This window comes from Microcoleus sp. Pol12B5, assembly GCF_036701335.1.
In the GTDB taxonomy this organism is placed as follows: Bacteria; Cyanobacteriota; Cyanobacteriia; order Cyanobacteriales; family Microcoleaceae; genus Microcoleus.
The window spans coordinates 1-14506 of sequence record NZ_JAUBQQ010000032.1; the positions used below are offsets into that span (position 1 = coordinate 1).

General features: G+C 44.6%; 11 protein-coding genes and 1 pseudogene. 9 read left to right on the forward strand and 3 right to left on the reverse strand.

The features are described from left to right. Positions 1–537: 537 nt before the first annotated feature. Complete coding sequence (rplI, locus tag QUA24_RS15445; RefSeq protein WP_333108796.1) at positions 538–996, reverse strand: 50S ribosomal protein L9; 459 nt, start codon at positions 994–996, stop codon at positions 538–540. A 253-nt stretch (positions 997–1249) separates the two neighbouring features. Next, positions 1250–6346 carry a PAS domain-containing protein gene (locus QUA24_RS15450; protein WP_333230632.1) on the reverse strand — a complete coding sequence of 1699 codons (5097 nt, stop codon included), beginning with the start codon at positions 6344–6346 and terminating at the stop codon, positions 1250–1252. 624 nt (positions 6347–6970) lie between these two features. On the opposite strand from QUA24_RS15450, the gene QUA24_RS15455 reads away from it, so the two are divergent. After that, entirely contained in the window at positions 6971–7810 is an 840-nt protein-coding gene (locus QUA24_RS15455) for a glycosyltransferase (RefSeq protein ID WP_333230633.1), read from the forward strand. A 94-nt stretch (positions 7811–7904) separates the two neighbouring features. On the opposite strand, the gene gloB is transcribed toward QUA24_RS15455, so the two are convergent. Then, positions 7905–8678 carry a hydroxyacylglutathione hydrolase gene (gene gloB / locus QUA24_RS15460; RefSeq protein WP_333208741.1) on the reverse strand — a complete coding sequence of 258 codons (774 nt, stop codon included), beginning with the start codon at positions 8676–8678 and terminating at the stop codon, positions 7905–7907. Between the two features lie 235 nt (positions 8679–8913). Between gloB and QUA24_RS15465 the strand changes: the two genes are divergently transcribed. From QUA24_RS15465 to QUA24_RS15500, 8 genes and pseudogenes are all read left to right on the forward strand, one after another. After that, a complete protein-coding gene (locus tag QUA24_RS15465; protein ID WP_006634790.1) occupies positions 8914–9117 on the forward strand; it encodes a hypothetical protein in 204 nt (67 codons plus the stop codon). A gap of 200 nt (positions 9118–9317) precedes the next feature. Continuing rightward, complete coding sequence (gene galE / locus QUA24_RS15470; RefSeq protein ID WP_333208739.1) at positions 9318–10316, forward strand: UDP-glucose 4-epimerase GalE; 999 nt, start codon at positions 9318–9320, stop codon at positions 10314–10316. Positions 10317–10359: 43 nt separating this feature from the next. Next, complete coding sequence (locus QUA24_RS15475) at positions 10360–11157, forward strand: hypothetical protein (protein WP_333230634.1); 798 nt, start codon at positions 10360–10362, stop codon at positions 11155–11157. 9 nt (positions 11158–11166) lie between these two features. Continuing rightward, positions 11167–11730, forward strand: a complete 564-nt coding sequence (locus QUA24_RS15480) for a hypothetical protein (RefSeq protein ID WP_333230635.1) — start codon at positions 11167–11169, stop codon at positions 11728–11730. Further along, positions 11718–12062: a hypothetical protein gene (locus QUA24_RS15485; protein WP_333230636.1), complete on the forward strand. Its 345-nt coding sequence runs from the start codon at positions 11718–11720 to the stop codon at positions 12060–12062. The genes QUA24_RS15480 and QUA24_RS15485 overlap by 13 nt, the downstream gene beginning before the upstream one ends. After that, a pseudogene (locus tag QUA24_RS15490) lies at positions 11969–12535 on the forward strand (NAD-dependent epimerase/dehydratase family protein); the annotation flags it as partial. The gene QUA24_RS15485 and the pseudogene QUA24_RS15490, both read left to right, overlap by 94 nt. Positions 12536–12705: 170 nt before the next feature. Continuing rightward, on the forward strand, positions 12706–13635 hold the full coding sequence (locus tag QUA24_RS15495; RefSeq protein WP_333230637.1) for an alpha-1,2-fucosyltransferase: 930 nt from the start codon (positions 12706–12708) through the stop codon (positions 13633–13635). Between the two features lie 24 nt (positions 13636–13659). After that, on the forward strand, positions 13660–14496 hold the full coding sequence (locus tag QUA24_RS15500; RefSeq protein ID WP_333230638.1) for a hypothetical protein: 837 nt from the start codon (positions 13660–13662) through the stop codon (positions 14494–14496). Positions 14497–14506: the final 10 nt, after the last annotated feature.

Sequence of the window (14506 nt, forward strand, 5' to 3'; positions counted from 1 at the left end):
TTAGATTTTAGATTTTAGATTTTAGATTTTAGATTTTAGATTTTAGATTTTAGATTTTAGATTTTAGATTTTAGATTTTAGATTTTAGATTTTAGATTTTAGATTTTAGATTTTAGATTTTAGATTTTAGATTTTAGATTTTAGATTTTAGATTTTAGATTTTCGGTTTTAGATTTTCGGTTTTAGATTTTAGATTTTAGATTTACTCTACAGATGAATCTGGGAGCTTGAACAATCTCCTAAAATTTTAGGTTCGACCATCAGGATCGTCGGGGCTTGTGTCCGTTTTTCCGGCGGGGTCATTAGTTATTATCAGTGTAAGATTTTGTAGGAGTGCGATCTGTCGCGATCTTGCGTTTATACCAGACTCACGCTCTCTCGATTTCGCACTCCTGAAAAAATGCTTCTTACTCTCTGCAGAGATGCTCCCGTTCTCAATCTGCAAGTTAGCGTTACTGAGTCCTTGCTTAGCAGTGCTTAGTTGTTAGCTAATGACTAATGACTAACAACTAATGACTGATGACTGATAACTCTTAATTACATCGGAACAACTTGAATATCAACTTCGGCGGTAACTTCTGCGTGTAGTTTGATTTCAGCTTTGTATGTACCAGTTTGGCGAATTTCGGGCAGAGTGATGCCGCGCCGATCGACTTCTTGACTGGTAGAGTTGAAAATCAGTTCTGCTACTTCTTGGTTGGTGACAGTACCAAAAATCGCGTCAGCTTCGCCAACTTGCTTGGAGATGATGAAAGGCCCAGCCGATTGGAGGGCGGTTTTGCGGACTTCAGCTTGCTGCTTGAGCTCTAGCTGGCGCAGTCTTTCTTCTTCACGGCGGCGTTCTGCTTGCTTGAGAATGCCAGGAGTGGCTTTAAATCCCATTCCTTGGGGTACTAGGTAGTTGCGGGCGTAGCCCGGGGCTACTTCTACTACGTCGCCAGCTTTACCGAGTTTGCTGACATCTTTATTTAAAACTAATTGGACGCGCTTGGCCATGATCGTGGGTTGTGGGGTTTTAACTGCAACTTTTTATAATAGCGAAGTTTGAGGGGCGATCGCAAGGGAGAAGGAAGTTCGGCAACGGATTATGTAGCGGATGTAACGGATTTAACGGATAGATGTTGAGATTCGAGGTTCGAGGGAAGAAACAGGGATAATATTTTTAACGGGCAAATTCAGTTTGAAATTACGCAAAACGGGGGTGCTGTAATGAGCCAAATCAACTACAGTGCAATGTCTTACAGAGCACTCAGGCTTTATTTTCAAGGCGCTGGGCGATCGATCGCGCTACAGTAGTAACTAACTGGGTCGAATTGATCGGCTTGGCTAAGTGTTGATCAAATCCGGCTTGTAAAACTTGACGCTCGTTCCCTTCTCCAGCATAGGCGGTTAAGGCGATCGCCAACAACTGCCGATACTCAGGCGCAAGCTGAGTGCGGATGCGATTTATCAACATATACCCGTCCATCTGGGGCATTCCAATGTCGCTGACGAGCAAATCCGGTGCAGTTTGTTCGATCAACTCTAGCGCCTCAGCAGCAGATGACACGGAAATCACCTCTGCACCCACTTCCTCAAGCACGAAAGCGACAAAATCTCGCGAGTCGAGTTCATCATCTACCACCAAAATTCTCAATCCAGCTAGCGGAAAGGATGAGAGATCTGGACAAGCAGCCCCATGACGTTCTTCCTCCTCCTGCCTTCTAGAATCATCATTTAATAGCGGTAATCTCACCGTAAACGTCGCTCCTTGACCTTCTCCGGCGCTTTCTGCGAACACCGTTCCGCCGTGAAGTTCGATCAGTTGGCGGACGATCGCCAATCCCAATCCCAAGCCGCCAAATTTGCGAGTTGTTGCGCCGTCTTCTTGTCGGAAATGGTCAAAAACATAAGGCAAGAAATCAGGAAGAATGCCTTTACCAGTGTCTATGACTTGAATTTGAGCTTGGCGTGCGATTTGCACTAATCGAACTTCTACTCGACCGCCTTCGGGCGTAAATTTCACAGCATTTGATAACAAATTCCACACAATTTGTTGCAAGCGACTTGTATCGCCCAGAACTTGCCCGACCTCAGGATTTAAAATTGTTTGAATTTGAATTTTTTTAGCTTCGGCTGCTAATTGCACGGTTTCCACAGCAGATGGAATAATGGTTGCCAGATTCATCGGAGCAACATTCAATCTGAGTTTTCCTTGCAGAATCCGAGACACGTCAAGCAAGTCTTCGATTAATTGAGATTGCAGTCTGGCGTTGCGCTCGATCGTCTCAAAAGCCTTGGCACTTTGACTCGCGTTCAGCTTGCCACCGACGAGCAGTTGCGACCAGCCTAAAATCGGATTCAGGGGCGATCGCAACTCGTGAGAAAGCACAGCCAGAAACTCGTCTTTAATGCGGTTAGCTCGCTCGGCTTCCGTGCGGGCAGTTTGTTCTAATTGGAGAACTATATCACGCTCGGTTTCCACTTGTTTGCGTTCTGTAATGTCGATTACAGAGCCGATATAACCCTCAAATTGTCCGGTTTCGGAAAATCTGGGAGCTGCTGCATCTATCGCCCAAGAATATCCGCCATCCTTGCGCCCGACGCGATATTCCACGCTGTACCGTTCCTGGCGTTCCTTGGCGGTCAAAAATGCCTTCTTTACCTGTTCTCGGTCTTCTGGATGCAGCGCGTTTATCCAACCCAATCCCAAACCTGTTTCCTCAGTTTGACCTGTGAATTCATACCAGGTTTCGCTCAAGAAAGTGCAATAGCCTGTGGAGTCTGTTACCCATACCATAAAAGGAGCATTGTTAGCCATATTGCGGAATCGTTCTTCGCTTTCTTGCAGCGCTGATAAAGCTTGTTTGCGTTCTGTGATATCCCGACAGACAATCACTCCGCCTTTGATTTCGCTGCTAGTATCAACTACTGGATAACCGCTGATACTGATCCAGCGATCTTCGGAATATTCGCGGCGGACAAATACCTCTACATCATTGACATATTCACCTTTGATTGCTCGGACTAGAGGTAGTTCAGCGGCGGGGAAGAGGGTTTTTTTATCTGCCAAAAATAGTCCGTAAGTGCTCGACCATTCATCACAACATTTTTCATTCGATAGCTGACCGAATATTCCTACGGCGGCTTGGTTAAACAACACAAACTCCCCTTGTTGGTTTGCCAAAATTAAACCATCGCCAATGCTGTCAATGATGACTTGCAGTAACTTAGTTTGTTCTTGCATGGCGACTTCTGCTCGTTTGCGATTTGTGATTTCGCTGGAGATGCCAATCAGGCCGATGACTTCTCCCGCTTGATTGCGGTATGGAGCTTTCATTACCAGAAATGTCCGAATGCCATCGTGAGATTCTTCGAGGACTTCTGTTTGTCCAGACTCCATAATGCGCCGATCGTTTTCCGTGACTGTGACTGCAAGTTCTGTTACTGGGTATAAATCGATATCGCGACCACCAATTACTTCAGAAGCAGATTTGCCCATTATTTCCAGCGTGGCTGGATTGGCATAAATAATCTGTCCTTCTCGATTTTTGACAAAAATTGGCGTCGGCGCTGACTCGTTAATTACGTTCAAAATCGCATTCTTTTGGCGCAGTTCTTCTTCAGTGCGTTTGCGATCGCTAATATCGCTCCAATAAACGGTAAGTCCTTCGGCCGCAGGATAGGCGCTCACTTCTATATACATCTGGAGCGAAGGCGAGAACTCTTCAAACTTGACAGAAACTTGTTCGGAAACAACTCGATGAAATTCTTGATATGCCCTTGAATTGGATTCTTTCTCGGCGGGGAATACCTCCCAGATTGATCGACCTAGTAAGTCTTTTCTCGATCGAGAAAGCAGTTTTTCTGCTGTGGCATTAACGTAGGTATAGCGCCATTGTGAATCGATCGCCATAAAGGCATCGGTAATACTTTCTATAATATTGCTGACTTGCTGGGAGGCCGCTTGCACCGCGAGTTCAGCGTTTTTGCGCTCGGTGATGATTTCGCAAAAAATCATGATGCCGCCAATCTCATTGGTGTTGGTTCGCCAAGGATGAATTTCCCAGCGCACCCAGTCGATTAAGCCATCCGGGCGGGGAAACTGATCTTCTTGGCAGATTTCGACTGATCCCGCCAGACAGCGCTGGTGGATTTGTTTCAAACGATCAGGCAAATTGGGAAAGATGTCGTAGTGCGATCGACCCACAATGTTTTGAGTGCCGAGCCCGTAACTTGCCAGCCAGCGGTCGCTCACCAGCATATACCGCATCTGGCGGTCAAACATCGCCACCCCCGCAGGCGAATGTTTGACGAACAGCCGCAGTTGCTCTTCCTGTTGCCGCAGGAGATTTTCGGATTGTTTGCGATGGGTGATTTCTTGAAAAAGTAAGGCGACTTTTCGGCTTTGCGGCTCAGGAGTGCGGAACGCCGAAACCTCAAACCAGCGGTTCATGGCTTCCGAGCCATGCTCAAAGCGCAAGGACTCCCCCGTCAGCGCGACTTTGCCGTACATCTCAAACCAATAATCTTCGAGTTCAGGAAGCATCTGTCGCGCCGTTTTACCCACAGCTTGTACGAGTCCGGTTTGTTTCTCGAAGGCCGGATTGACTTCCAAAAAGCGGTAATCGATCGGCTTTTCGTTGGCGTCAAACAGCATTTCGATGATGCAAAAGCCTTCGTCTAGGGACTCAAACAAAGTGCGATAGCGTTCCTCAGAGTAGCGCAAAGCAGCAAGAGCTTGTTTGCGATCGCTAATATCCATAAAGGCGGCCACACAGCCACGAACGGCGCCATGTTCGTCAAATAACGGTACCGCATTCACCAACCAATCAAAGGCCACCCCGTCCGATCGCACCATTTGAATTTCCATATCTCGCACTTCGACGCCGGAAGCCACTGCCAGTTGCATAGGCAGTTGTTCTCCCGGAATTTCTTCTCCGTTGCGGAATCGTCTAAACGGAAGGGCTGCGGCTTGCTCTCCGGTTCCAGAAACATTGGTATCCGGTGGCACTATCAACATCGACTGGGCAAATCGGTTAGCCCGAATTACTTTACACTGGGGGTCGTCGGCGATCGTAATACCGACGGGTACAGCATCAAGTATCGATTCGAGTTCATTGACTCGTCGCTCTAATTCTTGGTTGAGCCGTTCAATTTCTTTTTTGGTAGCTTTACGATCGGTAATTTCATGCACCGTCACATTCACTCCCAGGACGCGATCGTCCTCGGCCCTGAGTGGATAGAGACTCAACAGCCAATCCTGTTCGACTCCCGGCTGTGCTGAGTTCGTCCTGCGAAGTTCGAGCTGTTGAAGTGGAACTTTAGTTTCAATAACTTGTCGGTAAAGCGGCTCTAAATCATCTGCCATTTCTGGCAAAATTTCGCGCAATGTTTTGCCGATGTGGGCTGCGGCTGGAACTCCGTTAATTTCTGCTAGCCAATCGTTGATGCGGACAAACCGCAACTCGGTATCGAAGAAGCAAAGTCCGATCGGTGCACTAGCATAAATTGCCTCGATTTCTGCTAGTTGCTGGTGTGCCGTTTGCGCTTGTTGAATAAAAATAGCCTGAGCCGCTTTCTCCTCGGTCACATCTTGAAAATAAACGGCCAGCCCCGATGGGATCGGATAAGCTCGTACCGCATACCAAGCATTGAGTGGCGGATAAAAAGATTCAAAACTAACTGTAACTTGGAAGGTGGTGGCGTGGCGATATTCCTGCTCAAACAAACTGCCCACTGATTCGGGAAACTCTTCCCAAATGCTGTTGCCAATCAAATCTTTCGAGGGTCGATTCAGCCACCGGGCTGCTTGCGAATTGAGGTAGGTAAATCGCCAGTCTCGATCCAAAGCAAAGAACCCGTCCGAAATACTTTCGAGGGTGTCTGACAGTTGTGGCGCGGGCGCGTTACAGACTGGTTCGGGCTGAGGTTGAGCGATAGAAGTGAAGGTTGTTACTACTGCATAGGGAGTTGATCGATCTCCCTGAAATAAAGGTTGAGAATTGAGCGTCAACCAAATCAATTCTCCCTGTGGCCGCTCAAAGCCCATGATGACATTTGAGCATGGTTGCCCGGTTTGCAACGCCACCATCGCCGGATGTGTCTCGCCGGGAAAATCCGAGCCATCTTCACGCAGAGTCTCCCACCGACTGTTGATTGAAGTGCATAAGAGCATCTGTTGTGCTGTCATCCCCAACAGATCCTGGGCGTGAGAATTGCACCCCTGAATGCTACCATCTGCCAATTGCAGAACCATCCCTACATCAGTTGGCAAAGGCGGGGCTGGGTAGAACGCTTTGTTAGAATCCGTTGAAATAGAGGGGTCGATTTTTGCTTGGGGTTCAGTATTGCGTGGGTTTTGCATCGGTTTCTAACAACGCTCATTTTACTTCGGGCAAAGCAAATCGCGATCAATACAATAATAGGGAAATAACCAGAGGAACTTTTGATTTGAGCAGGGTGATACTTCCAACCTAAGATGGATGTCGATCGTTATGCGGTAATATCGATATCTAGACAATTTATTTTATCGTAGAGTACTACGTCTGAACCAGTTGCGGGATTCAGCACAGGCGACGGGGAATTTTCTGGCTGTTTCAAATGCCAGGTTAGTCCGTCTCATTATTTTTCGCGTTGCTGTATATTACCAATGGCTGTTGCTCGTTTTCGGGTGCGAACAGATGGTACTTGCACACAGATAAATAAGTAGATGAAGCTTGAAAATACATAACCCCTCTCTCGCAGCAAGTGAAACGAAGCAATCGCTCTTGTTACGCCCGCCTTACATTCTGTTACATTGTAAACTTTATTTGCGCCTACCTACTTAGGAACCCCGTTTGTTTGTGTAAATGTAACCGGAAATTTAGGCAATATTTTGTTCGTCTCAACGGTAAATGGGCGATCGCATTTACCTCAATACAGGGTCGCCTGCTTCCTCCAGTCCCAACGTTTGTGTCACGTTTGCCGTTCATCTCACAAACTTAATCCTATGCACATATTCACAGCCGCCGATCGCACCTATATTCTGGGGTTAGCAGCACTTCTCAAGTCTGTAGATCTCAATGTTAGCCAATCTGGAGAGCAGCCTGTAAAAATTAGCATTGTATCTACTAGGATAGAGCCACACCAAAAGGAACAGTTACAGAATTGCTGCAAATACCAGATTGAATGGCAAGAATTGCAATCTAATTACGACCAACTTCTTTCGATATCAGGTTCTAAACTTCCTTACGTTAAATTGGAGCCGCAAAAATATACCAAAGAAACAGAAAGGCTGATTTGGCTCGACAGCGATACGATCGTTCTGGGCAGCTTAGAGCCGCTGTGGAACCTAGATTTTCAAACTCTGCCGATAGCAGCCGCAGCCAACTTCTGGGGAAATCTCAACAATTATCAAGATCGAAACCCTTATTTCAATAGTGGTGTTTTAGTTTACAACATGAAGCTTTGGGAGGAAGAGCAACTGTCGGAAAAGTTGCTCCAAAATGCTAGAACCCACGTTTGGGGCGATCGCGATCAAGGTGCATTAAATTCAGTTTTAGTGGGAAGGTGGAAGCAATTAGACCAAATATGGAACAACCACAAAACTGATGATATGTCAAGTAAAGTGATGCACTTTATGTCAAGACCGAAACCGTGGGAAAGCTCCGCCCCCAATCAATTATGGCTTGATATGTTGTCTCAGACACCGTTTAAGGAGGAACTAGAAAAAATTCCAAATAAGTTTAAGGGGCTGTCGAGCTTTCACGTAAAATACCAAAGACTTGACAGGTGGTTGAGCGAACCGATACTCAAGTTTAAGAGTTACCTGAAACAACCAAAACGTTAAGGTCAATCGATTTTAGATTTTAGATTTTAGATTAAAGAATTGAAGCATTGACCCCACGGATGACTCCGGGGGCTTGTATCCTGGATGCTTTCGGTCAAAATTGGTCTTTCATGCCGCGCAATCGAGCGAAAGTTGGCACTGGATCGCGGGTGTTGGTGGCTGATTGGATCGTGGGAAAGTCCCAGCGCAAAAATGGGTTTGTCCTTTTTTCGAGGCCGATCGATGATGGTATTGTAGGTTGCGATCGACTGCGCGCTTCCTTGACTTCGGCGAAGCGCTGCTGTAAGTGGGGATTGTCGCCATCTACACTCAAGGCAAATTGCAGGTTGTTCAGCGTGTATTCGTGGGCGCACCAGACTCTCGTACTATCGGGCAAATTTCGCAGTTGCCCCAGAGAGGCTAACATTTGGGCGGGAGTGCCTTCTTTGAGCCTGCCGCAGCCTCCAGCAAATAAGGTGTCGCCGCAAAACAACTCGCCGGTTTCGCTGGGATTGCTGGGGGGGAAATAGTAGGCGATGTGAGCTTTTGTGTGGCCGGGTAGGAAGAAGACTTCGGCGGTTCTGTTGGCGAAAGAAACTCGATCGCCCGCTTGTAAAAACACTTGCTGTCCGGGTATTCTGCCTCGGTCTTCTGCGCCACCGTAAACTTTGATATGGGGAAAGCGATCGATCAGTTCCTGATTGCCGCCTATGTGGTCGTTGTGGTGGTGGGTATTGAAAATTGCGGTTAATTCGGCTCCGAGTGCTTGCAGTTGCTCTAATACTGGCTGCGATCGTGCTGGATCGACGACGGCTGCTGTGTGGCGATCGGGGTCGTGCAGCAAGAAAATGTAATTGTCGGACAGTACCGGAAGCCGATAAACCTGCATAGAAAAGTGCCTCTCTAGGAAAAATATTATATAATAAAGTTAGTCTGAACGCTATCCGAAGGCTGATTGCAGATTTATTAAGTCCGCATATCTATCTTGGGAAGTAAAAATCTGATAAAACTCTGATGCGTTATTTCTGCTGTTGAGCAAATTGATGTGCGGTCGGGTACGCATCATTTTTGAGTCAAGAACTGGAATCGGCTTTAACTATTTTGGCATAAAAGCGATCGAATAAATGCGAACATCTCACAACAAATCGAACTTAACAATTTCTCAAAAAGTCGATCGAATTGTAGCCTCTGGCAAGATCAGTCGCAGGGAACACTTAGTTTTGACTTCGGCTATCCTCTCAGATGATAAAATTTCAGAAGAGGATCGACATCAGATTAATCGGATATTTGATTATATCCAAATTGGTCGCCTCAAGTTTATCGATTGAACAGAAAGACTTGCTCGCTCAGCATCGGTCTGGAGTTTAAAAAGCGTTTTTTAGGAGTGCGATCGTCCCGTCGGGCACAGCAAAGCCTAGATATTTAGCTTGGATTCTCCCGCTGACGCCGAGTGTGAAAGCCTCAGATGTGGAAGTCTCAAATTAACAAGGCTCTTGGCAATCCCAGCTACAAAAACAGGCAGAATAAAATGAGTGCAGACAAACCAACTATTTTGGTGACGGGCGGAGCGGGATATATTGGCTCTCACGCGGTATTAGCGCTGAAAAATGCTGGTTACGGTGTGGTGATTTTGGATAATTTAGTTTACGGTCACAGAGATATAGTAGATCGGGCTTTGCAGGTGGAGTTAGTAGTTGGCGACACGAACGATCGCACTCTTCTAGACAACTTGTTTGCTACGCACAAGATTGATGCGGTAATGCACTTTTCTGCATACGCTTACGTGGGTGAATCTGTTACCGATCCCGCTAAATATTATCGTAACAATGTCATCGGCACTATTACCCTTTTGGAAGCAATGATCGCTGCTGACGTGAAGAAATTTGTGTTTTCTTCTACTTGCGCGACTTACGGTGTACCGGAGAAAATTCCGCTCACAGAAGACCACCCACAAAACCCGATCAATCCCTACGGTGCTACTAAGTTAATGGTAGAACGGATTTTGTCGGATTTTGACGCTGCGTATGATTTCAAGTCTGTTTGTTTCCGCTATTTTAACGCGGCTGGGGCCGATCCGAACGGATTGTTAGGAGAGGATCACAATCCAGAAACTCACCTGATCCCGCTGGTGTTGTTCGCGGCTTTGGGTAAACGAGATTCGATCGCGATTTTTGGCACGGATTACGAGACTCCTGACGGTACTTGCATTCGGGATTACATTCACGTTAACGATTTGGCATCTGCTCACATTTTGGGATTAGAATATTTGCTCAATGGTGGCAAATCTGATTTCTTTAATTTGGGCAATGGCGGCGGGTTTTCGGTGAAAGAGGTGATAGAAACGGCTCGTCAAGTGACGGGAAAAGAGATTAAGGCTGTTGAGTGCGATCGGCGTCCGGGAGACCCACCTGCTTTGGTTGGCAGCAGCAAAAAGGCGATCGAAACCTTGGGCTGGTCTCCAGAATATCCAGACATTAAGAACATTATCTCCCATGCTTGGCAGTGGCATCAAAAGCGTCACAGTTAGCATAAACTCAAATAAAATAAGTGCAAAAATAGAGTCTTAAATAATGTTAAACAGTCACAAAGATTTTTGTTTTTGCACCTTAGCTTTTGGGAAAAAGTATCGCGAATTAGCCAAACAACTAGCAGCAGATTTAGAAACTCATTCTCTAGGGACGATGCTAGTTGTTTGTACTGACAAGCCACATGACTTTCAAAATTTAACGAATGTTTTCGCCTTTAAAAAAAGTCGCGAAGGTGTAGATTATTGTTATAATGATAAACGATTTGCACTAAAAAAAGCCTTAGAATTATGCCGAGTTACAATCTTTGTGGATGCAGATACAAGAATCAGAGGAAAAGTGCCGGAGAGAGAATGGATGTCCGGCATTACTTCTAAAGGGTTTATTCCCATTCTAGAACATCCACCAAATCAATCATTGCCGGGGAGAAAAGAGGCAATTCACAAATTAGCAAAAAAGCTAGAAATTCCATTGAAAAATGTAAGTTTTGTTCCAGAAAACTTGTTCGTAATTGCGAGAGACAATGGTAAAGAAATTCAGTTTATTCAAGAATGGGGAAAGATTGGAAGATTTTTTGAAGTGCAAAAAGTAAAAACAAAAGACGGTAATCCCATTGGGTTAGCAACTGCTAAAGTTGGGTGGAATATTCGTAATGACGGGTGGCAGGAACTCGCTCAAATTATGGAACACTCTTTTGCTCATTGGGACTGGCAAAAAAATCAAGTAAGAACCTTTCGGGATAAAGTTTGGGATAAATTGCAGTTTGACCATTGGCAATATCTCTATCGGTTATTAAAAACACAGTTAATTGCCTTATTAAATTTCGATTTTTACTATCGTTAGAGAAAAGATATGGATAGAGGATTTATCATTATTTTAATTGGATTGTACTCTTTCCAGGATTGCGTTCATTTTCTAGCTTCAGTCAGGAAGGTTCACCGCGAACCAATTATTATTTTAATAGATAGAGTCCCGCGATTTTTATATCCCTTACTTTTGGTGTTCGGAAATGTGAGATTGCAGGCCGCACCGAAACCCGAAAATCCTGTTTTAGCATCGCGACAAGCTAAGCTGGCTTTGTATAAACAATCTCCTTTTGAGAAAACTATTTATCTGGAGTGGGATATTTGTTTGCTATCGCCAATATATGAAGTTTTTGACTATCTTGATGAAGTAGATTTGCTGATAATAACAGAAGACGGGCAGCCTGCGATTGCTAAAGCGGCAAATTTATTAAGAGTCAAGCAGGATATTCTGTCAACTTTGGAGTCTATCGGGTTGCCGCTAAATGCAAATAGCATTCAATACAATGGCGGATTTATCGCTTTTACGAAAAGCAGTAAAACTCAGGAATTGTTTATAAACTTTAAGAAATATTTCGATATGGTAGTGGCGATCAAAATGTGCTACTGTTAAAAAAACAGGGCGCTTTTGCGGCTGCTGTTGAATCGGTGAAACCGAAAATGACAATTTTGTCCCCCGTTTACAACTACTTGGATAAGTGGAAAGATGTTTATACGATCGACAAACCGATCAAAGTAATGCACTGCACTTATCCTTACCGCCCTCAGTACGCGAAGAACGTGACGCGCTCGCTCTTTACTAGAATAGTCGATCGCACGGCTACAATATTTTTACCAAATCAACTTAACAATCCCTTTGCGCGACTTACGGTGTACCTGAGAAAATTCCGCTCACAGAAGACTACCCACAAAATCCGATCAATCCCTACGGTGCTACTAAGTTAATGGTAGAACGGATTTTGTCGGATTTTGACGCTGCGTATGATTTCAAGTCTGTTTGTTTTCGCTATTTTAACGCGGCTGGGGCTGACCCTAACGGGTTGTTAGGAGAGGATCGCAATCCAGAAACTCACCTGATCCCACTGGTGTTGTTCGCAGCTTTGGGTAAACGAGATTCGATCGCGATTTTTGGCACGGATTACGAGACTCCTGACGGTACTTGCATTCGGGATTACATTCACGTTAACGATTTGGCATCTGCTCACATTTTGGGATTAGAATATTTGTTAAATGGTGGCAAATCTGATTTCTTTAATTTGGCCAATGGCGACGGGTTTTCGGTGAAAGAGGTGATAGAAACGGCTCGTCAAGTGACGGGAAAAGAGATTAAGGCTGTTGAGTGTGATCGGCGTCCGGGAGACCCGCCTGCTTTGGTTGGCAGCAGCAAAAAGGCGATCGAAACCTTGGGTTGGTCTCCATAATATCCCGACATCAAGGATATTATCTCCTATGCTTGGCAGTGGCATCAAAAGTGTCACCACTCTTAGTATGTAGCGTGCTTATAGCGCACCTTACCATGACAGCAAAATTTGATTGAATTCTTGTGGGGAGTAGGGGTTGGGCGTCCCGCCCGCCCCAAAAATACAATATGCTAATAATATCGGCTAAATCGGGACAACTCGGCAACCGACTGCTGCTTTTTGCTAATTTCATTGCTTGGGCGATCGAGCATAATTTGACGGTTCTCAATCCGGCTTTTGAGGAATATGCAGAATTCTTTGTGGGAACCGCAGGGGATTTTTTGTGTTGTTATCCTCCTCCATATTTTACCGCAGGAGGTAACAAGTTTGTCAGAAGCAAATATTATAATTTTATCAAGCATTTAAGCAGCAAAAAAATATTAAAAACGCAAGAAATAACCCGAAAAAAACCTTTTAGTTGGCTTGCATATCAGGATATCGCACAAATCAAGCAGGGTTCAATTGTTTGTTTTCAAGGCTGGCTATTTCGAGATGGCTGGTTTGTAGAAGATCTCCCCTATTTACACAAGTACGCCGACCAGATTAGAGCCTACTTTGCACCATTAGAGCGATATAGAATCAATGTAGATCGTTTGATATTGAATTTAAAAGATAACTCTGATATGCTAGTCGGAATTCACATCCGTCAAGGGGATTATGCTCAGCATCAAAAGGGGAGATACTTTTACACTACTCAGCAATATTTAGAAGTCATGAATTCTGTGGTAAGGCTATGTGAAGGCAAAAAAATCAAGTTTTTGATTTGTTCTAATATTCCACAAAATCCGAGTTTATTTGATAATTTTAACTGTGGATTTGGCAGCGGTCATTTAATTGAAGATATGTATGCTTTGGCTGAGTGCGACTATGTTGTCGGGCCGCCTAGCAGTTATACTATGTGGGCTTCTTTTTATGGAGATCAACCTCTTTACATGATCCGTGATGTCAATAAAACAATTAACCTGAAAGATTTTGTACATTTTTATGAGTGGCAAGGAATTTTTCACCAACGAGATGACTGGAGTGAGAGCTTTTGGGAGTGGACACACGCTCGGTAAATAAGTAAATCAATAAGTAAATTAATGAATTCAAATAAATTAGCAGTCAAGGGATTTATCACTATTTTAACCGGTCTTTACTCTTTCCAGGATTGCGTTCATTTTCTGGCGTCTGTTAGGAAGTTTCACCGGGAACCAGTTATTATTTTAATAGATAGAGTCCCTCTAATTTTATATCCTTTACTTCAGGTGTTCGGAAATGTCATATTGAAACCTGCACCTTCTAATGAAAATCCTGTTTTAGCATCGCGACAAGCTAAGCTGGCTTTGTACGGGGAATCTTTGTTTGATAAAACTATTTATATGGACTGCGATATTTGTTTGCTGTCGCCAATAGATGAGGTTTTTGATTTTCTTGATGGGGTAGATTTGTTGGTGACGGAAGATGTGCAGCCTGCGATTGCTAAAGCGGCAAATTTATTAAGAGTTAAGCAGGATATTCTGTCAACTTTGCAGTCTGTCGGGTTGCCGCTAAATGAAAATAGCATTCAATACAATGGCGGATTTATCGCTTTTACAAAAAGCCGTAAAACTCAGGAATTGTTTATACATTTTAAGAAATATTTCGATATGGTAGTGGCGCATCAAAATGTGCTACTCTTGAAAGACCAGGGCGCTTTTGCGGCTGCTGTTGAATCGGTGAAACCGAAAATGACAATTTTGTCCCCCGTTTACAACTACTTGGATAAGTGGAAAGATGTTTATACGATCGACAAACCGATTAAAGTAATGCACTGCACTTATCCTTACCGCCCTCAGTACGCGAAGAACGTGACACGATCGCTCTTTACTAGAATAGTTGATCGCACGGCTACAATGTTTTTACCAAATCAACTTAACAATCCCTGGCGTTTAAAATAATTAAAGTGTG